21 protein-coding genes and 1 pseudogene are annotated in these 24,405 nt (G+C 70.9%); 10 read left to right on the top strand and 12 right to left on the bottom strand.

Going from position 1 to position 24,405, the window contains the following annotated elements; genetic code table 11:
* Nucleotides 1-2 precede the first annotated feature (2 nt).
* A complete protein-coding gene (locus ACFWBQ_RS09645) occupies nt 3-1,256 on the top strand; it encodes a cation:proton antiporter (protein ID WP_385485940.1) in 1,254 nt (417 codons plus the stop codon).
* Nucleotides 1,257-1,367: 111 nt separating this feature from the next.
* Here ACFWBQ_RS09645 and ACFWBQ_RS09640 read toward each other — a convergent pair whose 3' ends face one another.
* Complete coding sequence (locus ACFWBQ_RS09640; protein WP_385485938.1) at nt 1,368-2,441, bottom strand: PucR family transcriptional regulator; 1,074 nt, start codon at nt 2,439-2,441, stop codon at nt 1,368-1,370.
* Nucleotides 2,442-2,755: 314 nt separating this feature from the next.
* Here ACFWBQ_RS09640 and ACFWBQ_RS09635 point away from each other — a divergent pair, with 314 nt between their 5' ends.
* Both ACFWBQ_RS09635 and ACFWBQ_RS09630 read left to right on the top strand, forming a co-directional pair.
* Complete coding sequence (locus ACFWBQ_RS09635; protein WP_385485936.1) at nt 2,756-3,400, top strand: hypothetical protein; 645 nt, start codon at nt 2,756-2,758, stop codon at nt 3,398-3,400.
* A 147-nt stretch (nt 3,401-3,547) separates the two neighbouring features.
* Complete coding sequence (locus tag ACFWBQ_RS09630) at nt 3,548-5,551, top strand: NAD-binding protein (RefSeq protein WP_385485934.1); 2,004 nt, start codon at nt 3,548-3,550, stop codon at nt 5,549-5,551.
* 60 nt (nt 5,552-5,611) lie between these two features.
* Here the strand turns inward: ACFWBQ_RS09630 and trpS are convergent, their stop codons facing one another.
* A complete protein-coding gene (gene trpS / locus ACFWBQ_RS09625) occupies nt 5,612-6,679 on the bottom strand; it encodes a tryptophan--tRNA ligase (protein ID WP_385486477.1) in 1,068 nt (355 codons plus the stop codon).
* 339 nt (nt 6,680-7,018) lie between these two features.
* Nucleotides 7,019-7,147, bottom strand: a complete 129-nt coding sequence (locus ACFWBQ_RS09620; RefSeq protein ID WP_385485932.1) for a DUF6126 family protein — start codon at nt 7,145-7,147, stop codon at nt 7,019-7,021.
* A 156-nt stretch (nt 7,148-7,303) separates the two neighbouring features.
* Here ACFWBQ_RS09620 and ACFWBQ_RS09615 point away from each other — a divergent pair, with 156 nt between their 5' ends.
* The 3 genes from ACFWBQ_RS09615 (at nt 7,304) to ACFWBQ_RS09605 (ending at nt 9,613) form a co-directional block, all read left to right on the top strand.
* On the top strand, nt 7,304-8,401 hold the full coding sequence (locus ACFWBQ_RS09615; RefSeq protein ID WP_385485930.1) for an LLM class flavin-dependent oxidoreductase: 1,098 nt from the start codon (nt 7,304-7,306) through the stop codon (nt 8,399-8,401).
* Nucleotides 8,402-8,406: 5 nt separating this feature from the next.
* The gene (locus ACFWBQ_RS09610; protein WP_385485928.1) at nt 8,407-9,066 is read left to right on the top strand and encodes an FMN reductase; all 660 of its coding nucleotides are present in this window, start codon (nt 8,407-8,409) and stop codon (nt 9,064-9,066) included.
* 124 nt (nt 9,067-9,190) lie between these two features.
* Entirely contained in the window at nt 9,191-9,613 is a 423-nt protein-coding gene (locus ACFWBQ_RS09605; protein WP_385485926.1) for a universal stress protein, read from the top strand.
* A gap of 83 nt (nt 9,614-9,696) precedes the next feature.
* Here ACFWBQ_RS09605 and ACFWBQ_RS09600 read toward each other — a convergent pair whose 3' ends face one another.
* The 3 genes and pseudogenes from ACFWBQ_RS09600 to ACFWBQ_RS09590 all read right to left on the bottom strand — a co-directional run bounded on the left by ACFWBQ_RS09600 (nt 9,697) and on the right by ACFWBQ_RS09590 (nt 11,317).
* Nucleotides 9,697-10,068 (bottom strand): hypothetical protein, encoded by a 372-nt coding sequence (locus ACFWBQ_RS09600; protein WP_385485924.1) that lies wholly within the window; start codon nt 10,066-10,068, stop codon nt 9,697-9,699.
* A gap of 169 nt (nt 10,069-10,237) precedes the next feature.
* Nucleotides 10,238-10,702: pseudogene (locus ACFWBQ_RS09595) on the bottom strand (ATP-binding cassette domain-containing protein); the annotation flags it as partial.
* A 204-nt stretch (nt 10,703-10,906) separates the two neighbouring features.
* A complete protein-coding gene (locus ACFWBQ_RS09590; RefSeq protein ID WP_385485922.1) occupies nt 10,907-11,317 on the bottom strand; it encodes a hypothetical protein in 411 nt (136 codons plus the stop codon).
* Between the two features lie 126 nt (nt 11,318-11,443).
* Here ACFWBQ_RS09590 and ACFWBQ_RS09585 point away from each other — a divergent pair, with 126 nt between their 5' ends.
* Nucleotides 11,444-12,322, top strand: coding sequence for a hypothetical protein (locus tag ACFWBQ_RS09585; RefSeq protein ID WP_385485920.1), 879 nt, complete (start codon nt 11,444-11,446; stop codon nt 12,320-12,322).
* Nucleotides 12,323-12,420: 98 nt separating this feature from the next.
* The gene (locus ACFWBQ_RS09580) at nt 12,421-13,362 is read left to right on the top strand and encodes an NADP-dependent oxidoreductase (RefSeq protein ID WP_385485918.1); all 942 of its coding nucleotides are present in this window, start codon (nt 12,421-12,423) and stop codon (nt 13,360-13,362) included.
* A gap of 111 nt (nt 13,363-13,473) precedes the next feature.
* Here ACFWBQ_RS09580 and ACFWBQ_RS09575 read toward each other — a convergent pair whose 3' ends face one another.
* The 3 genes from ACFWBQ_RS09575 to ACFWBQ_RS09565 form a co-directional block, all read right to left on the bottom strand.
* Nucleotides 13,474-13,878 carry an RNA-binding S4 domain-containing protein gene (locus ACFWBQ_RS09575; protein WP_385485916.1) on the bottom strand — a complete coding sequence of 135 codons (405 nt, stop codon included), beginning with the start codon at nt 13,876-13,878 and terminating at the stop codon, nt 13,474-13,476.
* A 37-nt stretch (nt 13,879-13,915) separates the two neighbouring features.
* Nucleotides 13,916-15,622, bottom strand: coding sequence for a hypothetical protein (locus ACFWBQ_RS09570; protein ID WP_385485914.1), 1,707 nt, complete (start codon nt 15,620-15,622; stop codon nt 13,916-13,918).
* A gap of 229 nt (nt 15,623-15,851) precedes the next feature.
* Nucleotides 15,852-17,921, bottom strand: coding sequence for a PhoX family protein (locus ACFWBQ_RS09565; RefSeq protein ID WP_385485912.1), 2,070 nt, complete (start codon nt 17,919-17,921; stop codon nt 15,852-15,854).
* Between the two features lie 272 nt (nt 17,922-18,193).
* Here ACFWBQ_RS09565 and ACFWBQ_RS09560 point away from each other — a divergent pair, with 272 nt between their 5' ends.
* On the top strand, nt 18,194-19,816 hold the full coding sequence (locus tag ACFWBQ_RS09560) for a VWA domain-containing protein (protein ID WP_385485910.1): 1,623 nt from the start codon (nt 18,194-18,196) through the stop codon (nt 19,814-19,816).
* Here ACFWBQ_RS09560 and ACFWBQ_RS09555 read toward each other — a convergent pair.
* Entirely contained in the window at nt 19,750-21,009 is a 1,260-nt protein-coding gene (locus tag ACFWBQ_RS09555) for a sensor histidine kinase (RefSeq protein WP_385485908.1), read from the bottom strand. The two genes, ACFWBQ_RS09560 and ACFWBQ_RS09555, sit on opposite strands and share 67 nt — an antisense overlap.
* A complete protein-coding gene (locus ACFWBQ_RS09550) occupies nt 21,006-21,659 on the bottom strand; it encodes a response regulator transcription factor (RefSeq protein ID WP_385486475.1) in 654 nt (217 codons plus the stop codon). The genes ACFWBQ_RS09555 and ACFWBQ_RS09550 overlap by 4 nt, the downstream gene beginning before the upstream one ends.
* A gap of 148 nt (nt 21,660-21,807) precedes the next feature.
* On the opposite strand from ACFWBQ_RS09550, the gene metG reads away from it, so the two are divergent.
* The gene (gene metG / locus ACFWBQ_RS09545) at nt 21,808-23,412 is read left to right on the top strand and encodes a methionine--tRNA ligase (protein ID WP_385485906.1); all 1,605 of its coding nucleotides are present in this window, start codon (nt 21,808-21,810) and stop codon (nt 23,410-23,412) included.
* Nucleotides 23,413-23,490: 78 nt separating this feature from the next.
* Here the strand turns inward: metG and ACFWBQ_RS09540 are convergent, their stop codons facing one another.
* Nucleotides 23,491-24,240, bottom strand: a complete 750-nt coding sequence (locus ACFWBQ_RS09540) for a hypothetical protein (protein ID WP_385486473.1) — start codon at nt 24,238-24,240, stop codon at nt 23,491-23,493.
* Between the last annotated feature and the right edge of the window lie 165 nt (nt 24,241-24,405).

The following is a 24,405-nucleotide window of genomic DNA, read 5'->3' as shown; positions in this document are numbered from 1 at the left end:
CCGTGCACGACACGACTGCACTGCTGGTGGAGCTCGGCTCCGTCATTCTCGGGCTCGGCATCATCGGGCGCTTCGCCGGGCGGATAGGTCTCTCGCCGATTCCGCTCTATCTGCTGGCCGGGCTGGCCTTCGGGGAAGGCGGTCTGCTGCCGCTCGGCGCCAGTGAGGAGTTCACCGCCATCGGGGCGGAGATAGGCGTCATCCTGCTGCTGCTCCTGCTCGGGCTCGAATACAGCGCGTCCGAACTCGTCACCAGTCTCAAGACGCAGTATCCGTCCGGGGCCGTCGACTTCGTCCTCAACGCGACGCCGGGTGCGATTGCCGGTCTGATGCTCGGGTGGGGGCCCGTGGGGGCCGTCGCACTGGCCGGGGTCACCTGGATCTCGTCGTCCGGCGTGATCGCCAAGGTGATGACCGACATGGGGCGGCTCGGTAACCGCGAGACACCCGTCATCCTCGGTGTCCTCGTCATCGAGGACCTCGCCATGGCCGTCTATCTGCCGCTGCTCACGGCGATGCTGGCCGGGGTCGGTCTGGCCGGCGGCAGCATCGCCCTGCTCATCGCGCTCGGGACCGTCGGGTTCGTGCTGTATCTGGCGCTGCGGCACGGGCGGCTCATCAGCCGTGCGGTGTCCTCCGACAACCCGGAGATGCTGCTGCTCGTCGTCCTCGGGCTCACGGTCCTGGTGGCCGGTGTGGCGCAGCAGTTGCAGGTGTCCGCGGCCGTCGGCGCGTTCCTCGTGGGGATCGCCCTGTCGGGCGAGGTCGCCGAGGGCGCGCGCAAGCTGCTGACGCCGCTGCGCGATCTGTTCGCCGCCGTCTTCTTCGTGTTCTTCGGTCTGTCCACCGACCCGGCGGAGATCCCGCCCGTACTGCTTCCGGCGGCGCTGCTGGCGATCGTCACCGTCTTCACCAAGATCGGCACCGGCTGGTACGCGTCGCGGCGGGCCGGAATCGGTCCGAGGGGCCGTTGGCGCGCGGGCGGCACGCTGGTCGCGCGCGGCGAGTTCTCGATCGTCATCGCCGGTCTGGCCGTGGCGACGGAGCCACGGATCGGGCCCATCGCCACCGCGTACGTGCTGATCCTCGTGATCGTCGGACCGCTCACCGCCCGCTGGACCGAGCCGGCCGCCTCCAGGATCCAGGCGATGCTGGCCGGCAGGGGGAAGAAGCCCGCACCGGCAGCGGTGAGCGGCGGGCCCATGCCCTCGCACGACGACCTCACGCCGGAGCACGCCGGGCGCGACGCCGACTGAGCCGCGGATGCCCAGGGGTGAGTCACCTCCCTGGGTATCCCCCGGGGCCACCGTGGGTGCCCAGGGGTGTGTCACCTCCCTGGGCACCCCCCGGCCACCGCCTCACCAGGGTCAGAGCTCCTTCGCCGGCCAGTCCAGCAGCCGGGCGCCGATCACCGCGGTCTGAAGCGTGTAGCGGTGCATCGGATCGGACGGGTCGGAGCCGGTCAGCTGGTGGATGCGCTCCAGCCGGTACGTCAGGGCGCGCACGCTCAGCGCCAGCCGGCGGGCCGTCTCGGCGGCGACACAGCCCGCGTCGAAATACACGGACAGCGTCTGCAGCAGCGGTTCCGCGCCGCCCCGGGCCTCCTGGAGCGGACCGAGCTCACTGCGCACCAGGTCGGCCATCGCCTGCCGGTCCCGCGTCAGCACCGGGTAGACCAACAGGTTCGCGGCGTACAGCACCGGCTCGTCGAGCCCCATCCGCTGCGCCAGATCGAGGGCGTCGAGCGCCTCGTCGTACGAGTGGACGACCCCGCCCGGGCCGCGGTGCGGGCGGCCGACCGCGACCTGGCCGCCGTCCGTCGCGGCATGCGCCTGCTTGGCGAAGTACCGCAGGACGTCCGGCTGACTGCCGGGCGCGATGCAGACCAGGCGCCCGTCCTTCGTGGTGAGCAGGATCTTCCGGCCGCTGAAGCGGGTGAGCAGCGCCGTCTCCACGCTGCGGGGCACGGTGTCGGTCTCGGTGTACGCCTCCGGCCCCGCCGCCACGGCAACGGCGTGCGCCCGCGAGAGCCGCAGCCCGAAGCGTGTGGCGCGCTCCGCGAGCCGGCCCAGGTCGCTGCGCCCGTACAGCAGGTCGTCGATGAACTCCCGCCGCGCCGCTTCCTCGCGCCGTACGGTGAGCCGCTGCGCCCGCTCGAAGCCCTCCGCGAAGGCGTCGATCGCCTGTTCCACCGCGGCCAGCACGGCATCGGTGGCGACCTCACCGGACCGGAGCGCCGTGCGCGGCCATGCGGTGCGGGTGGCCGACAGATGCAGATTCACCAGGGCGCGCAACTGGTGCCCGGCCTCCGCGGCCTCACGGCCCAGGGCGCGACGGGCCTCCAGCTCGTCGCGTGTGAGCCGTCGGCCGGTCTCCGCCACCTCGCCCAGAATGCGGGCATGGTCCCCCAGGAACTTCTCAGGGATCTCCGGATCTGCCACGGCGTACTCCTCCTGATGTTCCTGTACGAGAGGGCGCTGTCCTTTCTCCAACGCACACGGACAGGTGTCGGTGCCCGGCATCAGGATCTCCCAAAGATTGCCGGGTTCCGGCAATGCGGGGAAACAGCCCCCGCTGGCACGATCTCTTCAGCAACACACGGGGGACGCACGGGGGTTACGGGGGAAGCACGGGGGTCAGGGGGGAAGACCCGGCTGCTGCGGTGCCGTTCGCGGTGTCGCAGCGCCGGGCCCCGGTACGCCCGCCGCCACCCCGGGCCGTACAGGGGCGCGCAGCCTCGCAGGGGGTGAACCGGATGACCGAATTCCGTTCCGCAGCAGTCACCTTTCCCGCTGTTCTCTTCGGCGCCGCCCTGGTCGTCGTCGTCTGCTTCTGGCTGCTGGTGCCGGCCGGGGCCGTCGGCACCGACTCCTTCGACAGCGACCTCGACGCCGACGCGGCGGGCGTCGGCGGGGTACCGGTCGCCGTGTCCGCGTCGCTCGCCGTCGTCGTCGCCTGGGTCACCAGCCTGACGGGTTCGGTCCTGGTACAGCGCAGCGGTGTCAGCGGCACCGCGCGGTCCCTGCTCCAGGTCGCCGTACTGGCGGGGGCTCTGCTGATCGCCCGGGGGGTTGTCCGCATGCTCGTACGCCGCTTCCGCCTGTACTTCCCGGTAGAACCCCCTCCATCGCGGCAGGACTTCGTCGGGCAGGTCTGCACGATCCGTACGGATGGCGTCAGCGCCGGCTTCGGGCAGGCGGAGGTGGCGGCGGCGGCGGCCGACGGTTCCACCGCGATCGTGCAGGTCCGGCAGCCGGTGCCGCCGTCCGGTCCCGGTGAGGTGCTCGCAGCGGGCAGTGCGGGGCTTCTCTACGCGTACGACGCCGCGGGCGAGTTCTTCCGGGTCTCGACGTACGACGACGCACTCGGCCCGCGACCGCTGCCGCGCAAGGCCGGCTGACGGGCCTCACCGTCCGGCATCCACGGGCCCGGCCCCGACGGCGACCCCATGACGCGTGCGGTGGCCGCGCCGGGGCTGCCCGCCAACCACAGCCGCGGCCCCCGCTCCGCTCATCGCGGATGATCGGGAATCGAGAGAGGACAAGGCATGCTGGGTTTCGTGCCCCCACTTCCTCAGCAGCCCCAACGCCCCACCATCAGCGGTCACATGGTGGTCTGCGGCGACGACACACTCGCCCGGCGGCTCGCCGTGGAGCTGCGTTACGTGTACGGGGAGCGGGTCACACTGCTGCTCCCGCCCGGGCGCGACACCAGCCGTCCCGATCTGCCACTGACCCAACGCGCCAGGGCTGCAGCCCTGTTCGGCCGGATGTCGGCGGCGATGAACCGCAACGGCGCGGCGGGCGGGACCGGTGACGGCGACACCAACGCCGGGGTCGAGGCCGTACGCATCATCGAGGCGCACGAGCCCTCCGACGACGTGCTGGAAGAGGCGGGCGTCGACCGTGCTGCCGCGCTCGCGCTGGTCTACGACGACGACGAGCGCAACATCCGGGCCGCCCTGACGGCCCGTCGCCTCAATCCGCGCCTGCGACTGGTCATCCGGCTCTACAACCGCAAGCTCGGCCAGCACCTGGAGACCCTGCTCGACCAGGCCGCGGCCGTCGCGATGCCTGGGCTCGACCCGGCCGCCCTGGACGCCTCCACGACCGTCCTGTCCGACGCCGACACCGCCGCCCCCGCCCTGGCCGCCACCGCGCTGACCGGCAGCAGCAAGGTCATCCAGGCCGAGGGCCTGCTCCTGCGCGCCGTCGAGCGCACTCCGCCCCGGCAGGGCGAGCTCGCCGACCCCGGCCTGTGCACGCTGGCCCTGCTCTCCTCCACCACCCATGACCCGGCGGGCACCGAGGGCTCCGACAGCAGCGGCGACGAAGGCCCCCAACTCCTGCCCGACCATGCGACGGTGGCCGCTGCCACCGGCAGGGGCACGGTCGTCCTGGAAGCCATCAGCCAGGCGGGACCCGACCGCACACCCACGCGGATGGGCGGCAGGGGCGCACCGCTCGGCCACATCTTCTCGCGCCGGCTGCGCTGGTCGGCGGCGGGCGTCGCGACGGCCGTCGTGGCCCTGGCCGTCGCCTCGGTCGTCACCACCGGCGACAGCCCCGTACACGCCGCCTATCTGACCCTGCTCGACCTGCTCGCCATGGGCGACCCGGCGGACGGGGACAAGGACCCGGCGTCCCGCCAGATCATCCAGCTCCTCTCCGGAACGGCCGGGCTCCTCCTCCTGCCCCTGCTGGTCGCCGGCGTCCTGGAGGCGTTCGGCTCGCTGCGCACCGCTTCGGCGCTGCGCCGCCCACCGCGCGGCCTGTCCGGCCATGTCGTGCTCCTGGGCCTCGGCAAGATCGGTACGAGGGTCCTCGTACGGCTCCGCGAGCTGGACATCCCCGTTGTCGTCGTCGAGGAGGACCCTGAGGCGCGAGGTATTCCGCTGGCCCGCAGCATGCACATCCCGACAGTCATCGGCGATGTCACCCAGGAAGGTGTCCTGGAGGCGGCCAAGATCCGCCGGGCCCACGCCCTGCTGGCCCTGACCAGTGTCGACACGACGAACCTCGAAGCCGCCCTGTACGCCCGCTCGGTGAAGCCGGACCTGCGGGTGGCGCTGCGCCTGTACGACGACGAGTTCGCCACCGCCGTCTACCGCACCCTGCGCACGGCCCACCCACAGGCCCTGACCCGCTCCCGCTCCGTCTCCCACCTGGCCGCCCCGTCGTTCGCGGTCGCCATGATGGGCCGGCAGATCCTGGGCGCGGTGCCGGTCGAACGCAAGGTCATGCTGTTCGCCGCCCTGGAGGTGGGTGGTCACCCGCAGCTGGAGGGCCACACCGTGGAGCAGGCATTCAGACCGGGATCCTGGCGCGTCCTTGCTCTGGACGCCACCCCGCCGGCCGACCTCCGCCCGGATCCGGCCGCCGTCCCCCCGTACGGCCCGTCCGGCTCCGACGTCACGGGCCGGCCGTCCGGCCTGGTCTGGAACCTGCATCCGGGCTATGTGCTGCGGCCGGAGGACCGGGTGGTGATCGCGGCGACCCGGCGCGGTCTGGCAGAGCTGCTGCGCAGGCAGCGCTCGATGCACCGTCTGTGAACACACAGGCCGGTGGGCCCGGGGCGATCGTCCCGGGCCCACCACCGCGAGCCGGCTCCGCTAGCGGGGCGTGCCCATCGCCTCGCGCACCTCGTCCAGCGTCGCCTCGGCGATCGCGTTCGCCCGCTCGTTGCCCGCGCGCAGCACCGACCGTACGTAGGCCATGTCCTGCGCGTAGTCCGCGCGGCGGGCCCGGATCGGGGCCATCGTCGAGTTGACCGCGTCCGTCACCGTCCGCTTGAGCGCGGCACCGCCACCGTTTCCGATCTCCGCGGCCACGTCGTGCGGGGCACGGCCGAGGCACAGCGCGGCCAGCAGCACCAGGCCGGCCACGCCGGGCCGCCGCTCGGGCTCGTACGTGATGTGCCGCTCGGCATCGGTGGTCGCGCCCTTGATCAGCCGGGCCGTCTCGTCGGCGTCCGCGCCGAGGGTGACGGAGTTGTTCCGGCTCTTGCTCATCTTGGTGCCGTCGGTGCCGAGCAGCAGGGGTGCGGCGGAGAGCAGCGCGTCGGGTTCCGGGAAGACCGCCCCGTACCGCTCGTTGAAGCGGCGGGCGACGGTGCGGGTGATCTCCAGATGGGGCAGCTGGTCCTGCCCGACGGGTACGAGGTTGCCCTTGCAGAACAGGATGTCGGCGGCCTGGTGCACCGGGTAGGTGTACATGAGCCCGCTGACCGCGGCCTGCCGGGAGTGGGCGATCTCGTCCTTCACGGTGGGGTTGCGGCCGAGCTCGGCGACGGAGACAAGGGAGAGGAACGGCAGGAGGAGCTGGTTGAGGGCCGGTACGGCACTGTGGTTGAAGACCGTCGTGCGGGCAGGGTCGATCCCGATGGCCAGATAGTCCAGCAGCAGCCCCTCCACATGCTCGGTGAGCCGCTCGGCGACGTCCCGGTCGGTGAGGGCCTGGTAGTCGGCGATGAGGACGAAGACGTCCACTCCGAGGTCCTGGAGGCGCACCCGGTTGTGGAGGGTGCCGAAATAGTGCCCGAGGTGAAGGGCCCCGGTGGGCCGGTCACCGGTGAGGACCCGGAAGCGGCTTGGATCCTGCGCGAGCTGTTCCTCCAGCTCGGCAGCGCGGCGCTGAGCGGGACCGAGCGGCAGGGCGGGGCCGACGGGCAGGTCTGTGATGGTCACGGGGCTCTCCTCGCTGATCGCGTGTGTGCGTGGAGGACGGCCCGCCGAAGGACATCAGGGCAGCAAAAAAGGGCCGTCCATATCGAACGGCCCTGGTTCCGTGCAGATGAAGGCGGCCGCTCCTAGGAGGAGCGCCACCAGTTTCGGCACAGGACGGAGGTCATACGTCCACTGTAGCGGGCACCCGGTGCCTGATCACGGCACTTGCAGTTCCCGAGGGCCTCTCGGCAGGGCGTCCCGACCGCCGGCGGTCCCGGCCGGACGGTCACTTGTCCGCGTGGCCGCCCGCACAGACACGGTCATTTGTCCGCGTGGCCGCCCACATAGACACGGTCATTTGTCCGCGTGGCCGCCCACATAGAACAACAGCATGATGAACCCGGCGAAAAGGTGCGTCGCGAAGACGTAGACGAAGACGCGCAGGGCGACACCGCGCTCCTTCCAGCTCTCGCTCTCGCTCATGACTCACCTCTCTCCCGGTGTCCGCGACGGGCTCGTCCCCAGCGTACGCAGCCCGGGGTGAGGGCGGCCCGGAGCCTGCGGAATAGGGGGGCGGGGTCTCCCGTTGTAGGGTGTGTTCAGATAGTTCAACGTTCAACCAAGCTGAAGGCGGGCGCCATGCAGTTCGGGATCTTCACCGTCGGGGACGTCACCACGGACCCCACGACCGGTACGACGCCGAGCGAGAACGAGCGGATCAAGGCGACCCTCGCGATCGCGCTCAAGGCCGAGGAGGTGGGCCTGGACGTCTTCGCCACCGGTGAGCACCACAACCCGCCGTTCGTCCCGTCCTCGCCGACGACCACGCTCGGCTACATCGCCGCCCGCACCGAGAAGCTGATCCTGTCGACCTCCACGACCCTGATCACCACCAATGACCCGGTGAAGATCGCGGAGGACTACGCCACGCTCCAGCACCTCGCGGACGGCCGGGTCGACCTCATGATGGGCCGCGGCAACACCGGGCCGGTCTACCCCTGGTTCGGCAAGGACATCCGCCAGGGCATCCCGCTCGCGGTCGAGAACTACGCGCTGCTGCACAAGCTGTGGCGCGAGGACGTCGTCGACTGGGAGGGCACGTTCCGTACGCCGCTCCAGTCCTTCACCGCGACCCCCCGCCCGCTGGACGGCGTCCCGCCGTTCGTCTGGCACGGTTCCATCCGCTCGCCGGAGATCGCCGAGCAGGCCGCCTACTACGGCGACGGGTTCTTCCACAACAACATCTTCTGGCCCCTGGAGCACACGAAGAAGATGGTCGACCTCTACCGCCGGCGCTACGCCCACTACGGACACGGCACCGCCGAGCAGGCCATCGTGGGCCTCGGCGGCCAGGTGTTCATGCGGAAGAACTCGCAGGACGCGGTACGGGAATTCCGCCCGTACTTCGACAACGCGCCGGTCTACGGGCACGGGCCCTCCCTGGAGGACTTCTCGGAGCAGACCCCGCTGACCGTCGGCTCCCCTCAGGAGGTCATCGAGCGGACCCTGTCCTTCCGCGAGCACGTCGGCGACTACCAGCGCCAGCTGTTCCTGATGGACCACGCGGGGCTGCCGCTCAAGACGGTCCTGGAGCAGCTCGACATCCTCGGCGAGGAGGTCGTACCCGTGCTGCGCAAGGAGTTCGCCAACCTGCGCCCGGCCGGCGTGCCGGACGCGCCCGTCCACCCCGCGGTCACCGCCGCCCGTAAGGCCGCAGCCGCCACCGAGGAGGTCTGAACACCGTGTTCGCCACCGCACCCCTGAAGATCGTCGCCGTCGCGGCCGGGCTGAGCAGCCCCTCGTCCACCCGGCTGCTGGCGGACCGGCTCGCCGAGGCCGCCCGCGAGCGGCTGGCGGCCGACCAGGACCGCCGGATCGACGTACAGATCGTCGAGCTGCGCGATCTCGCCGTCGACATCGCGAACCACCTCGTCACCGGTTTCCCGCCGAAGGATCTCGAGGCGGCGATCGACGCCGTGACCGGGGCGGACGGCCTGATCACCGTGACGCCGGTGTTCACCGCCTCATACAGCGGGCTGTTCAAGTCCTTCTTCGACCTGATCGACAACACCGCCCTGACCGGCAAGCCCGTCGTCGTCGCGGCAACCGGCGGCACGGCCCGGCACTCGCTGGTCCTCGAGCACGCGATGCGCCCGCTCTTCGCCTATCTGCGGGCGGTCGTCCTGCCGACGTCCGTGTACGCGGCGTCGGAGGACTGGGGCTCGTCCGGCGACGAGTACACCGAGGGGCTGCCCTCCCGGATCCGCCGCGCGGGAGGCGAGCTCGCCTCCGCAGTCATGGGGCGGACCGTCTCCGGGGCGTCGCGGTCGCTCACCCTCGACGACGGCGAGGACGCGGTCGTGCCGTTCGAGCAGCAGCTCGCGGGCCTGCGGATCGCCTGAACGGGACACCTGGGGCCTCTCGTCCGGCCCATGGGCCCCAAATGTCTGGTTTGGTTAGAGTTATGACGAATGGACGCATGGTGACATGCGGGCCGGATGTGAGCGGACCGAACTGGAGGCAGACATGGGCAGGATCGTCGTGGGCGTGGACGGCTCGAATGCGTCGATCAAGGCGCTGCGCTGGGCCGTGCGCCAGGCCGAACTGACCGGTGACACGGTCGAGGCGGTCAACAGCTGGGAGTACCCCGCGTCCAGCTGGGCGTCCATGATGCCGGGCATGCCGGAGGACTTCGATCCGCAGGCCGTGGCGACCGTGGCCCTCACCGAGGCACTGGAGGAGGCTCTCGGTGCCGTAGGCGCGGCGGCGATCAGCAAGGTCGTCGTGATCGGCAACCCGGCACAGTCCCTGCTGGACCGGGCGGCGGACGCGAATCTGCTGGTCGTCGGCGCGCGCGGCTACAGCGGCTTCAAGGCGACCCTGCTGGGCTCGGTCAGCCTCCACGTCACCCAGCACGCCCCGTGCCCGGTCACCGTCGTCCGCGACTAGGGGGTGTCCGCGAAGGACCTCTCCTGCGGACCACGGGCGGGCCACCCACGCGGTGGCCCGCCCGTTTCCGTGGCCTGACGGAATCAGACCTGGGAGGTGACGTGGTCGATCACCCGGCCGAACTCCTTCGTGGGCGAGAAGTCCACGATCTCGCAGTCCTCCAGCGCCTCGGGGGCATGGCCGGGAGGCCAGTAGAACGCCTGCCCCTCCTCGTAGACCTCGTACGACTGGGAGTCCGCGCCGGTCCGCAACTTCAGCCTGCCCTTGAGGAGATAGCCCCAGTGGGGGCAGGGGCACAGGTCGTCCGGCATGCCCGTGAGCGCCGGGCCCATGTCCGTGCCCTTGGAGAGACGGACGAAAGCGACCGTCAGGTCTCCCCCGATCTCCTTCATACGCAGTTCGGCGTCCTCGCCCTCGATCGCGACGGGGGTCTCGTTCCATGTCGTAGCCGTCATGGCTCCTCCAGGGCTCCTCAGGGCAGGTCCCTGTCCCTGTTTCCAGTCCGGTCCCGGCCGGTACGGGGTGCGACGGGAGGAGCACGGCTCCAATTCCGGAGCGTCACTTCCGGTTGTAGAGCCGCATCGTCACCGTGCCGAACACCACGACGAACAGGGCCTACCAGCCCAGCGACCAGGCGATGTCCGTCGCCGGCCGGTTACCGGCCATGAGCTCCCTGACCGCCGTGGCCACGTGGGTGACCGGGCTGTTGTTCACGAAGGCCTCCAGCAGCTGTGCCGACCTGGTCCGGGCCGCGGGCTTGGAGTGCCCGAGCAGCCGGCCCAGCAGCACCAGGTTCTCCGTGCCGGTCAGGTCCTCGTCGACCGAGGCGTACTGCCCCGTGAGACTGACCCGGCTGCGGACCGCGTCGGCGTCCTTCACGACGTCGTGGCCGAAGACCCGTGCCCGGCCCGCGTCCGGGCGCAGCAGCGTCGCCAGCATCCGTACGGCGGTGGTCTTCCCCGCACCGTTGGGTCCGAGGACGCCGTAGACGGTGCCGGTGGGAACGGCGAGATCGACGCCGTCCACCGCACGGTTGTCGCCGAAGACTTTCACCAGCCCCGTGGTCTCGATGGCCAGTTCAGTACTCATGGTCCGTTCCTTGTCGAGAATGTCGAGGGAGTCGGGTGAGCCGAGGTGCCGAAGGTGTCGCGGGGGCGGGGACCGGGTGCAGGGCCACGACGGCACGGGAGCACCGCGGCACGGGGGAGGTCAGAAAGCACGGCGATGTCAGAAAGGAGCGTGGCCACCAGGTCCGATCTGGCGGCCACGCCCCGGTCCGGAGGGACGCGGCGCTCAGTCCTCCCGCGTGTAGTAGATGTAGAAGGCGGTACAGAACATCCCTGCCCCGACCACCAGTCCGAGGATCGCCGACGACAGCACGCTGTTGTCGTTCAGGCTGTAGAGGAAGCCGATCCCGACCGCGGTCAGCGCGCCGTACGCCGCCGCCCGCAGCTCGCGCGGCAGGGCGTGACGGACCCGTCCCAACGCGAAACACAGCACGGCCAGAGCCACTCCGGAGACGACACCGAGCCAGATCTGCCCGCCGGTGGTCGCGCCGCCGTCCCGTCGGATGAAGAAGGCCCAGAAACCGAAGATCACACCCAGCGTGAGGGGCAGCGCCCAGGCGAGCGCACCGTGCGTCCGCCCTGCCGGTGTGCGGGCATGCGTGCGTCCACGCGTCGGCATCGTTGCGTGAGTGGCCATGGCGGACAGCTCCTTCCCTCGCCCCCGTCCTCCGTCCCTCCAGAGCACACCCGACCGCGCCGACCGGCAACTCGAATGGTCTACGGCCCGGAGCGGCGCGGCCCCGGACGGGATTGTCTGGATGGTGTGCGGACCTATCTCTCAGCGGCTCTGTCGGCAGTACTGCTGGTCCTGCTTGCCGTGCTGGTCCCGGTGAGCGCGCTCTCCGCGTGGGTCGACCTGGAGCTCGACGACACCGACCGGTATCTGGCCGCCGTCTCCCCGCTGGCCTCCGACCCCGATGTCCGGAACACCATCGCCACTCTGGTCACCGACGAGGCGATGAGGAACATCGACGTCGGCCCGCTCCAGGAGACCGTGGAGCAGTTCCTGCACGAGACCGTCCTATCGTTCACCACGACCGATACCTTCCAGCGGGCCTGGGACACCGCGAACCGAACGGCCCACAAGGCCGTGACCGCCGCGCTGCACGGGGACAGCGGGCAGGCGGTGATCATCGATCTGGCGCCGGTGATCGAGCAGGTAAAACAGGAACTGGTGAAATCCGGCGTGCCGTTCGCCGATCAGGTCCCGGTCCGGAACACCGCGATCACGGTGCTCCCCGCCGACCGGGCGGACGATCTGCGGAGCTCGTTCCAATGGCTGCGCCACTGCAGCGTCTGGCCGGCCGTGGGGACGGTGGTGCTCCTCGTCCTGGTGGTGGGTCTCGCGCTCGTACGGGGAGGAATGAGGGCCGGGCTGGGCGCCGCCGCCGTGGTGGGCGGCGGATTCGTGCTCGGCGCGATCGTGCTGCGCATTCTGGTCGCGGTGGGCCGCGACCGGGTGCTGGAGGAGGTTCCGGGCAGCGACCGGGACGCGGCCGCCGCCGTGTACGACGCGCTGACCGCTTCGCTGCGGACGACGGTGTGGATCGTGATCGTGGTGGGAGCGGTCCTGGTGATCGGCGGATCGGCGGGACGGTTCGTGTCGGCGCGGAGGAACACGCGGAGGAACACGGGGCGGTAGGAGGGGGACTCCGGCCCGCCCGCTCCGACATGCGCGGGTGCGTGGGCCGGGCGACAGTGGGACTCGTCAGAGCAGGGGGCGACTGGGAGGTCTGCCGGATGCGAGCCATCGCTGTCAGCGCTTTCTGTGCGGAGCCCTGTCTCGTCGAGGTACCGAAGCCCGATCCCGGCGCGGGCGACGTACGGGTGAAGATCGAGTACGCGGCGCTCAACCCGCTCGACTGGCAGACCGCGGACGGCGCCCTGGACGGGGTTGCTCCGCACACCTTCCCGCTGATCATCGGAGTCGACTTCGCGGGCCGGGTGGACATGATCGGCAGCGGTGACAACCGCTTCCGGGTGGGTGACCCCGTCTTCGGCCGGGTGACGGCGCCCCCCGTCGGGCGCTGCGGGGCGTACAGCGAGTACGTGTCCGTGCCGCAGGACTCCCCGATCGCCCTGGTACCGCGCGAACTGCCGCTCCGGATCGCGGCGGCGCTCCCTTCCGCCGCAACGGCTGCCGCGCAGATTCTGGGGAACACGGCGGTCCGCAGCGGCCGGAGCCTGCTGATCATCGGCGCGGCGGGCGGCGTCGGCAGCTTCCTGACCCAGCTCGCCGCGGCACGGGGCATCGGGGTCGTCGCGGCGGTACGGGGCGAGGAGGAGAAGCGGATGCGGGCGTTCGGCGCTGCCGCCTCCGTCGATACGACCACCGGTCCCGGCGCTCTGGGCGCGGCGGTACGGGAGGTGTACCCGAACGGTGTCGACGCGCTCGTCGACCTGGTCTCCACCGACCCGGCCGCCTTCGCCGCGCATGCCGCGCTGGTGCGCGACGGCGGTGTCGCCGTCACCACGCGGTCAGTGGCGGGCCCGCCCGGCGTCGCGCGGGTCGCCTTCCGGCTCGCCCCGACGGCCGAGCTGCTCGACTCACTGGCCGCCGGAGCCGTGCGGGGAGAGCTGGCCGTGCCCGTGGACACCGAACTTCCTCTGGAGAAGGCCCCTCAGGCGCTCGCCCAGAACCGTGCGGGCGGAGCGCGCGGAAAGACCGTCTTCGTCATCTGAAGCCGGTCCCCGCCGGGCAGGGCCGGCACCCGGCGCATGGGGCGAGGTCCGCCCCTCCGAAGAGGCGGGAGGACTACCGGAGCCGGCGGACCGGCCGCCGCCGGTCGGACACTACGACGGGCCCGGTCCGCGCTCCTGGAGGCGTTCCATCTCCCGGCGGTCGCGCTTGGTCGGGCGGCCCGCGCCACGGTCGCGGACCGGGACCTGGACCGCGGCCTCGCGCGGCGGCGGGGGCGGGCTGTTGTCGACGAAGCACTCGGCCGCGACCGGGGGGCCGACACGCTTCCTCACGATCTTCGAGACGACCACGATCCGGTCCCGGCCCGCATGCCGAAGCCGTACCTCGTCGCCCGTGTGCAGCGCCTGGGCGGGCTTGGCCCGCTCGCCGTTGACCCGCACATGCCCCGCCCGGCAGGCGGCAGCAGCCTGCGACCGGGTCTTCGTCAGCCGGACCGACCAGATCCAGACGTCGACCCGGACACTTCCCTCCGCCTGCGGCGCCTCACCGGAAACCATGCACCCGACTCTAATGCGGTGAGGCGCCCCGGACGGGTCAGGAAGCGAAGTCGCCGATGACCTCACTCATCTCGTAGCTGTACAGCTCGCGCTTGCACACCCGGCACTTGCTCGGGGCGTGCTCGCTCAGCGACCACAGCTTCGGGGTGAAACCGTCGCCCCGGCCATGGGCCAGATACAGGTCCTCGGGACCGTAAGAGCTCTGCAGGATCTTCGGGTTGGCGACGAGCTCCGAGGTGCCGTCGACGGACTGCGGGGTTGCCTGCAGCAGGCGCCCGTTGGCGTAGGCGTTGCTGCGGTGGAAGTACCACTTCCCCTCGTACCGCATGACGCCCTGGATCTTGTGCCAGAGGTCCTCGCCGCCGAAGGTTCCGGTGTCCGGCAGCCCGTAGGCGAGATCCGCCTGCGCGGTCGTGCCCGCCGCGCCTTCGACCGCGGCGGTCAGGGCGGTCATCGGGTACGTGCCGACGCGGCCGTGACTGGAGCCGCCGTTGTTGAAGTTGCAGTACTCCCCGAGGAGCAGGTGGTCGTCACCGGTCCGGTCGAGCGAGATGTACGAGGCCTTCGGGCGGCCCGTCGCGTAGCACTGGTTGCCGCTGGTTGCGCCGCCGTTCTTCGCCGCGGTGAACGCCAGCGTGGCGACCTGGGGCATCACGTACCGGTAGCCGTATCCGTACCAGACGTTGTTCTGGCGGCCGATCCGCTTCGTGTCCGTGACGTCACTGACCAGCCCGTCCGGCGTCGGGTCGTCGACAGCGGTGTCGTTGTCCGGGTTGAGGTCCATGATCGTGCGCAGATCGAAGACCCGCATGCCGTTGGCGGTGTCTGCGACGTACAGGTGGTCGCCGTACCAGACCATGCCGCCCGCGTGGATGCCGTTCTGCGCCTTGCAGGAAGCCGTCACGCCGGAGGTGGCGGTGCACGTCCCCTCGCGTGCGTGCAGCGCGGCGAAGGAAATGTGGTCCTTGGAGTTCAGGTACGGCCACACCAACAGCACATGGCGGTACTTCTGGGTGGCCTGGTTGAAGAAGCTGACCCGGACGCCCTTCTCGTTGCAGGCATCGGAAGCGGAGTCCTGGACGCAGTTGTCACGGCCCGACGCGTTGTCGCTCCGGCCCGGATTCTCCGCGTCGTACCCCGCCACGGCGATGGGCTCCGCGTTCGACGTGCCCCCGTCCTCGTCCTCCTGCGCGTCCGAGACACCGGTGATCGCCTGCGGGACCCACTCCGAGGAGGTCGCGTCGTCGTTCTCCCAGCAGACGCGGGGGGCCGCGAGCAGATCGGGGCCGTAGATACCCGCGCTGCCGCAGGCATTGTTCCAGGGCGCGTCCCGGTTGGCCTGCTCCATGAGTGCGGTGAGGCCCTGCTCGGGCAGTGCGGCTTCCAGCTTGCCGACCAGGCCGGTGATGCTCGGGCCCGTCGCGAGAGTGAAGTCACCGGGTCGCCCCGGGACCACGGCCTGTGCGTCGGCGCCGTCCCTCGCCGAGGGCGAGGAGCCCGTCCCGGCGAGGTCGTCCTGTTCACCCTCGGGCACGTCCTCGAAGCCGTCGTCCGGCATGCCCTCGTGGCCGTCGTCCGGCATGCCCTCGTGGCCCGGTGCGGGGTCGTCGGCCGCCACCGGGTAGGGGCCGGCGGGTACGGCGGTGGCGGCCGTGGCGCCGGCCGCCGGTACGAGCGCGGACAGCAGCGCCCCTGCTGCCACGACACAGGCCGCGAGGCGTGTTCTGCGGGACGGATGTCTCATGTGGGGGCCCTTCGTGAGATCGCTTGCGTGTCGACCGCATTGCTCCTGACTGTTCGTCAGCCCCACCGGCCGCACACGCTAGCAATGCAACTCGGGCCACCGCACGCACATGTGAACGACGCGCATCAGGCCCGCACCCCCATGGGCGCAGGCCTGATGTCACCGGATGCACCGTGCACCGTGTGGCAGGTGTCCTGGATCCGGATCCAGGGATCCCGGACTGCCCGAATCAGATGCCGATGTCGCTGCCGTCCTTGCGCCAGACGGCGACGACGGACGGCCGGACGATCCTGCCGGGTCCGTCCGGCCAGGTGCTCGCCGGCTTCTCGACGGACGCGCCGTCGATCTCGCCCGGGTGCTGCACGGCCACCAGGACCCGTCGGTCCTGGATCACCGGTCCGCAGGTCTCTGCGCCGGACGGCACGGTCAGGAACTGCTTCAGTTCACCCCGCCGCTCGCCCTGCGTCGCGACACCGAACAGGCCGTCGTGCGAGCCGAGCTGAGCGCCGTCCGTGGAGATCCACAGGTTGCCGTGGTCGTCGAAGGCCACGTTGTCCGGGCAGGAGATCGGACTGACCTTGTCCTTGGGGAATCCGGCGAAGTACGTCGACGGGTCGTTCGGGTCACCCGCGACGAGGAAGAGCCGCCAGGCGAAACCGTCGCCCGCCGGGTCGTCCCAGTTCTCCGCGAGCTCCAGGATCTGGCCGTGCTTGTTGGCGTTGCGCGGGTTGGCCTCGTCGGCGCCGGCCTTGCCCGCCTTGCCGCGGTCGGTGTTGTTGGTGAGGGCGATGTAGACGCGGCCGGTGCGCGGTGAGGGCTCGACGTCCTCGGGGCGGTCCATCTTGGTGGCGCCGACCTTGTCGCCCGCGAGACGCGTGAAGACGTACACCTCCTCCGCGGTCATGCCGGGCACGTGCGAGGTGGTGCCCGTGGCGAGCGGGATCCAGACGCCGCTGCCGTCGAACTCGCCGTCGGAGGGGAGCTTGCCCGTGCCGTCGAACTCCGCGGACGGGGAGTCGCCGGACAGCTTGGCGACGTACAGCGTGCCCTCGTCCAGCAGGGTGAGGTTGTGCTCGCGGGCGGCCCGCGAGTTCCCCTTCTTCATCTTCTTGCTGGAGACGAACTTGTAGAAGTAGTCGAACCGCTCGTCGTCGCCCATGTAGACGACGGGGCGGCCGTCGGTGGTCAGCCGCGGCTGGGCCGCCTCGTGCTTGAAGCGGCCGAGCGCGGTCCGCTTGCGGGGGACGGAGTCGGGGTCGTACGGGTCGAGCTCGACGACCCAGCCGAAGCGGTGCGCCTCGTTGGGCTCCTGAGCCAGGTCGAAGCGCTTGTCGAAACGCTCCCACTTGCGCTCCGTGGTGCTCGTCGCGATGCCATAGCGCTTGTCCGTGTCGCTGGAGCCGTTGGCGAAGTACTGGTTGAAGTTCTCCTCGCCGTGCAGCGTGGTGCCCCACGGGGTGGTGCCGCCCGCGCAGTTGTTGAGCGTGCCGAGGACCTTGCGGCCGGTGCGGTCGGCGGAGGTACGCAGCAGAGGGCTGCCCGCGGCCGGGCCGGTGACCCTGAACTCGCTGGTCGCGGTGAGGCGGCGGTTCAGCGGGTGGCGGCTGACCGGACCGAGCCTGCCGGTGCGGTTCTCCTCCTGGACCACGACCACGGAGAGTCCGTGCGCGGCCCAGGCGATCTCGACCTGCTCACGGGTCGGGTTGGCCGGATCGTATCCACGGAACATCAGGATCTCGTCCGTGTACTCGTGGTTGGCGACCAGTATCTGACGGCCGCGCTCGCCGGGGAGCGGGAGCAGGGAGAGGAAGTCGTTGTTGTAACCGAACTGGCCCGCCTGTGCCTTCGCCGACTGCTTGTCCGGGTCGAAGGCGGGGGCGCCGCGCAGGATCGGCTCGCCCCAGCGGATCACCACGTTCTGGCTGTAGCCGTCCGGGACGGTGACCTTGTCGTTCTTGTTCGGTGCCACGGGTGCAAACCGCAGGCCACGAGCGCCCGAAGGAGTGTTCTGGTGCGGGAGCTTCGGCTTGTGGCCGTGGCCCGCGAGCGCTGCGGCCTCGGCCTGCGGAGCGCCCGGGCCGGTGAGGGCGGCGGTTCCGGCGGCAGCGGCGACGGTCACGACCGCGGCGGCGCGCATCATCGACCGGCGCGACAGGGCACCGGCGATGATGTCGCCGGCGTACTCGTTTCCGCTGGTGTTCGGTATCTCCTGGAAGCAGGCGTCACCGCAGCGGTAGCGGCACGTCAGCGCAGAGCGCCCGCCCTGGTGCGAGCCGATGAGCGGCAGCAGATTGCGCACGTTGTTCGTCCCTCCTTCTGTGTGTCCTGCGTGACGGTAGGTGTGCATCCACGCGATATGAGGGACTGCCTGTGAACGCGGGGTGAAGTCCGGGCCACTGCTGTCCGTTCAGGGCTCGGTTGGGGCTCGGTTGGAGCTCGGTTGACACAGGGGCGGGCCGCGCCACCGAACGGCCGGATCCGGCCGCTAACCTTACGTATCCGCCCTGGCCAGGGATCAATTCCCGCAGTACGGACATTTATCGCCACCAACTCATGCGAAAGGCCTCGCCCATGGGCATTCGGAGCTTGCTGCGCAAGGTGTTCGGCCGCACGGAGCAGGACGAGCCGACCACGGCCACCGTCCCGCCCCAGGCCGAGCGCACCCAGCCCACGGAGCCGGAGCCGGAGACCAGCACTTCGGCGGCCGAGCCCGTTAAGGCCTCGGTACCGGCACCGGCCTCCTCCTCTTCGGCGCGGTCCACCGCGGACGGGGAGAACGGACTGGCATCGGATCTGGTGGCGGAGGCCTTCGACAAGGCGGCCACCACCACGTCCACTTCAGCCTCCGGGCCCAGGCCGACGGTTCCGGCCCAGGGGTCGGCTCGCGACGCCAAGCCGGTCGCGGCGGCCACCGCCGCCGCGGACGAACCGGCCCCGGCGGCCGAGACGGCTGCCCCGGCGCCGATCACGATCGACTTCGACGCGGAGCCGGAGCCGGAGCCCGCTGCGGTCGCTGAGACCGCTGCGGTCGCTGAGACCGCTGCGGTCGCTGAGCCGGCCAAGACCGCTGAGACCGCTGAGGTCGCCGAGCCGGCCGAGGCGGAGATCGCACCGGAGCCGGTCGCCGAGGTCGCTGAGCCCGCTGAGGTCGTCGAGCCGGCCAAGACCGCTGAGGTCGCCGAGCCGGCCGAGGCGGAGATCGCACCGGAGCCGGTCGCCGAGGTCGTCGAGGCCGAAGCCGTCCCGGAAGCCCCGGCCGCCGAGCCGGTCGCCGAGCCCGAGGCCGCCACCGAGCCCGAGGCGACACCCGAGGTCGTGGCGGAACCCGCTGCGGAGACCACGCCGGCCGAACCGGCCGCCGAAAAGCCGGTCGCAGCGGCCGCCGAAAAGCCGGTCGCCGAGCCGGACCCGGTCACCGAGGCCCCCAAGGCCGCCCCGGCCTCCCCCGCCGAGCCGGTCACCGAGGCCGAGTCCGCACCCACGGGCGCGGCCTCCGTCGGCGGCAGGCCCGCCGTCGCCCTCGCCCGGGTCAAGACCGCCGCACCCCAGCTCGTCGCCCCCTACAAGGCGGCACAGGCAGGGCTCAAGGCGCACGGACTCACCGGCCTCCGGGCAGGCGTCTACCTGGTGCTCGACCGGTCGGGTTCGATGCGGTCGTTCTACAAGGACGGCAGCGCACAGCACCTGGGCGACCGCACCCTGGCACTCGCCGCGCACCTGGACGAGAACGCCACCGTGCCCGTCGTCTTCTTCTCGACCGACATCGACGGCACCGGCGCGATCGACCTCACCGCCCACGAGGGCCGGATCGACGAGCTGCACGCGGGGCTCGGACGCCTGGGACGCACCAACTACCACCGGGCCGTCGAGGAGATCGTCACGCACTACGAGAAGTCCGAGGCCACCGGACCCGCGCTGGTGATCTTCCAGACCGACGGCGCCCCGGACGCCAAGCAGGCCGCCAAGCAGGCGCTGGCGGACGCGGCACGGCTGCCGCTGTTCTTCCAGTTCGTCGCGTTCGGCGACGAGGACGCGAAGGGCTTCGACTTCCTGCGCAGGCTGGACGTCGAGAACGCCGGGTTCTTCCACGCCGGCCCGGCCCCGCGCGAGGTGCCCGACGCCGCGTTCTACCGTGAGGTGCTCGCCGGGCTTCCCGCCTGGGCCGCCGCCCGCGGAATCGTCGCCGGGGACTGATCCACCGGCAGCCGTACGGTCACGGCGAGCCCGCCCCCAGGGCCGGGTACCGCCGTGACCGTACCGCCGTGAGCCACCGCAATGGAACGTACGATCGACAGTCCGAGTCCCGAGCCCTGTCCCATCCGGTCCCGCCCCTCACCGCGCCGGAACGGTTCGAAGAACCCCGCGATGTCGCCCTTTGTCACCGCAGGGCCGGTGTTGCGGACCACCAGGGTCCCGCCCGCCGACAGCGACACCCGCACGGACCCGCCGGGCACGTTGTACCTCACCGCGTTGGACAGCAGGTTCGCCACCAGCTGCGCGAGCAGCTGACGGTTCCCCCGTACCGCACAGGGCTCCGCCGCGACCGTCACCTCCGGGTGGGCCGGCGGGCGCTCCGCCGCCAGCGAGGGCCGGGCGGCCTCCTCCGTCACCACATGCGCGAGGTCGAACGCCTCGCGCTCGCTCCTCGCCAGCCCCCGTTCGCTGCGCGCCAGCACGAGCAGTCCCTCGATGAGCCGTTCGCTGCGCCGGTTGTTGTCCAGCAGGGTCCGGCGGGTCCGTACGAGCTCGTCCGGCGTCGGATCGTCGAGACCCACCTGGATCGCGGCCCGCTGGGTGGCCAGCGGGGTGCGCAGCTCGTGCGAGGCATTGGCGATGAACCGCCGCTGGCTGTCGAACGCCTTCTCCAGCCGCGCCAGCAGCGCGTCCAGCGTCTCCCCGAGCTCCTTCAGCTCGTCGTCCGGACCGCTGGACGCGATCCGCTCGTGGAGGGTGTGCTCGGAGAGCCGCCCGGCCTTCGCGGTCATCGCATGGACGGGCCGCAGGACCCGTCCGGCCGTCCACCAGCCCACGGCGACCGCGCACGCCGTCATGACGAGCAGCGCGGCGACCGACCAGTACATGAGTTCGCGGCCGGCGGCGTCGCTCACATCGTCGGTGACGTCGTAGACCGTGGGCGGGCCGAGGCGACCCCGTATGTGGAGGGGGCCGTTGACCGCGAAGCCCGGCTGGGCGACCGCGGCGGACGTGGCGATGGCGCGCGCCTGCGAGTCCGTACCGGCGCGCGACGCCAGATTGACCGTCGCGAGCAGGGCCGTACCGAGGATCAGGAACACCCCGCCGTACACGAGGGCGATCCGCAACCGGATCGTCGAGTGCTGGACGTGCGACGCACCTGACGCCCGCAGCAGCCTCAGCAGCCGCGTCACAGTGCGTACCCCACGCCCTGCACGGTGCGGATGAGGGCGGGCTCCCCGAGCTTGCCGCGCAGCTTGCTCATGCAGACACGGACGGCCCCCGTGAAGGGGTCGGCGTTGGCGTCCCAGGCCCGCTCCAGCAGTTCCTCGGCGCTGACGGTGCCCCCGTCGGCCTCCAGCAGCAGCTGCAGCACGGTGAACTCCTTCGGCGACAGGTCCAGATCCCGCCCGTCCCGCGTAGCCGCCCGACGCACAGTGTCCAGCCGGATGCCGTGCCGCTCCAGCTGCGGCGGTACGGGCCGCGCGCTGCGCCGCCGGAGCGCGCGCACCCTGGAGACCAGCTCGGGGAACTCGAAAGGCTTGCTCACGTAGTCGTCGGCTCCGAGATCGAGCCCCTCCACCCGTTCCTCCATGGTCCCGGAGGCGGTGAGCATCAGGATCCTGGTCCGGGAACCGGAGGACACGAGCCTGCGGGCCACGTCGTCGCCGTGCACCCGGGGCAGATCACGGTCCAGGACGACGACGTCGTAATCGTGCAGACCCAGATAGGCGAGCGCCGCGTCGCCGCTGTACACGGTGTCGACGGCGAACCCTGCCCGCCGCAGCCCGGTCGCCACCAACTCCGCCAGGATCTCCTCGTCCTCGGCGACCAGTACCCGCATCGTGTCGTCCCCTGCCTCGTGCACGCGTGCCCACTCCCTCCCAGGATGCGTCTTTGGTACGGGAAAGCATGTTTCGCAAAGCTCTCCGCGGCCGGGGCCACCGATATCGATGTGAGTGGATCTCCCACGGACCGTTAGGATTTCGACCATGGCGGCCACTGGATCCGAGAAGCAGGGGGCGACGGCGTACTACGTCTCGACCCCCATCTACTACGTCAACGACGCTCCTCACCTGGGCCACGCCTACACGACCGTCGCAGGCGACGTGCTCACCCGCTGGCACCGCCAGCGCGGCGAGAAGGTGTGGTACCTCACCGGCACGGACGAGCACGGTCAGAAGATCATGCGCACGGCCGAGGCGAACAACGTCACACCCCAGGCCTGGTGCGACAAGCTCGTCGAGGAGGCGTGGAAGCCCCTCTGGGAGCATCTGAACATCGCGAACGACGACTTCATCCGTACGACGGAGAAGCGGCACACGGACCGTGTGCAGGAGTTCGTGCAGGACCTGTTCGACAAGGATCAGATCTACAAGGGCGGGTACGAAGGCCCGTACTGCGTGGGCTGCGAGGAGTACAAGCTCCCCGGCGACCTGATCGAGGCCGAGGACGGCACGAAGCTGTGCCCGATCCACAAGAAGCCGGTGGAGCTCCTCAAGGAGGAGAACTACTTCTTCAAGCTCAGCGAGTACGGCCCGAAGCTCATGGAGTTCTACGCGGCCAACCCGGGCTTCATCCAGCCCGAGTCCGCGCGCAACGAGATCGTGAACTTCGTCAAGCAGGGCCTGCAGGACCTGTCGATCTCCCGTTCCACCTTCGACTGGGGCGTCCCGGTCCCGTGGGACCCGAAGCACGTCATCTACGTGTGGATCGACGCGCTGCTCAACTACGCGACGGCGGTCGGCTACGGCGCCAACCAGGAGAAGTTCGAGGGCACCTTCCCGGCGAACGTGCACCTGATCGGCAAGGACATCCTGCGCTTCCACTCGGTCATCTGGCCGGCCATGCTGATGGCGCAGGGTCTGCCGCTGCCCGGCAAGGTCGTCGCCAACGGCTGGCTGATGGTCGGCGGCGAGAAGATGTCCAAGTCGAACCTGACGGGCATCAAGCCGCAGGACCTGACCTCGCACTTCGGCGTGGACGCGTACCGCTGGTACTTCCTGCGGGCCATCGCGTACGGCAGTGACGGCTCGTTCTCCTGGGAGGACTTCACCGCCCGCTACACCTCCGAGCTCGCCAACGACTACGGCAACCTGGCCTCGCGCCTCGCCGCCATGGTCGGCAAGTACTTCGGCGGCGCGCTCCCGGAGGCCACGGCCGCCGGTGACGCGGAGCAGGCCGTCCAGGAGGGCCTCGCGCAGGCCGTCGCCAAGGCCGACCTGAAGATCGGCGAGGAGCTGGACTTCCAGGGCGGCATCCTGGCGATCTTCGACTTCGTGAAGCAGGTCAACGGTTACATCACGGAGCAGGAGCCCTGGAAGGTCGCCAAGGACGAGTCGCCGGAGGGCCGGGCCCGGCTCGCGACCATCCTGTACACGGCCGCCGAGGCGCTGCGCGGTGTCGCGGTCCTGCTGAACGCCGTGATGCCGGACACCTCGCAGAAGCTGTGGGAGTCGCTGGGCGCCGAGGCGTCGCTGGGCACCCTGAGCGACCAGCGGGTCCAGGACGCGGGCCGCTGGGGACAGCTGGCCCCGGGGGCGACGGTGACGAAGGGTGCGGTGCTGTTCCCGCGCCTGGAGGAGAAGCCCGCGTAACCGTTCGTACGCAGCCTTCCGTACACAGCTCAGGAGCCCGGGACCGGTCATCGGTCCCGGGCTCCTGAGCTGCGTAGCTCACCGGCCGAGCGCCACGGCGTCCCCCATCACGATCACGGGGTACTTCACCGGGTCCAGGATGCGCAGGAGCTCCCTCATCCGCTCCTCGGGAAGCGAGACACAGCCCTGGGTCGGGCCGCCGTGGTCCACATGGATCCAGATGCCGCCGCCCCTCTCCTCGCCGAGGGGCCGGGTGCGGTCCAACGGGGTCGTGCCCGGGATCCGGTTGTAGTTGATGGCGACGACATAGTCGAAGGACCCGTCCAGTGGCTCCCCGAAGAAGCCCTCGCCGCTCACCGCGAAGCGCGGCTGCTCGTCGTACGGAAGCAGCGCACCGGGATCGGCGAGACGGCCGCCTGCGTCGGTGAGGCCGAAGACCCCGGTGGGCGATCTGAGGTCATCCGCCACGTGGAGGTCCGTCCAGCCCTCCATGCCGTTGTGGGCGGGCCAGGGGCCTGCCTCCGGTCTCCAGCCGAGAGCGGGATCATCGCGGGTGTAGAGCACGGCTGTGGAGCGGTTGACGTCGGGGCCCTGACCGGTCACCACGACGGCCTGCCGGGCGGTGGCCGGGATCTGCGCCCGTGTATGCGGGCCGAGCCCCGGAATCTCCCGGGGGCGGACGGGCGCAGCGGAGCGGGACGCCGCGGCCGAGGGCTCGGGACCGGCGGCACCACGGGGCGCCGAGGTCTGCACCGCACCCGCGGAGCAGCCGATGACCAGCAGGAACAGGGCGGCGAGAAGGACGTGGGGACGGCGCAGGAGGAACACGGTGCGGAACTCCTCGATGACGGGCGGTCGGTCTTCTTCGGTGCCAGTCATTGCCGGGCCCCGCGGCGTCGAATCGGAACCGGGGCCATCCGGCTGTACCCGGTCCATGCACCCGGGGCCGGGGGAGTTCCGCACGGCTGTCCGTACGCAGGGCGAGGAGCCCGG

This window comes from Streptomyces sp. NPDC060035, assembly GCF_042736635.1.
GTDB lineage: Bacteria > Actinomycetota > Actinomycetes > Streptomycetales > Streptomycetaceae > Streptomyces.
Note: the sequence above shows the minus strand (reverse complement) of the source record. Positions and strands in the feature narration are given on the sequence as shown.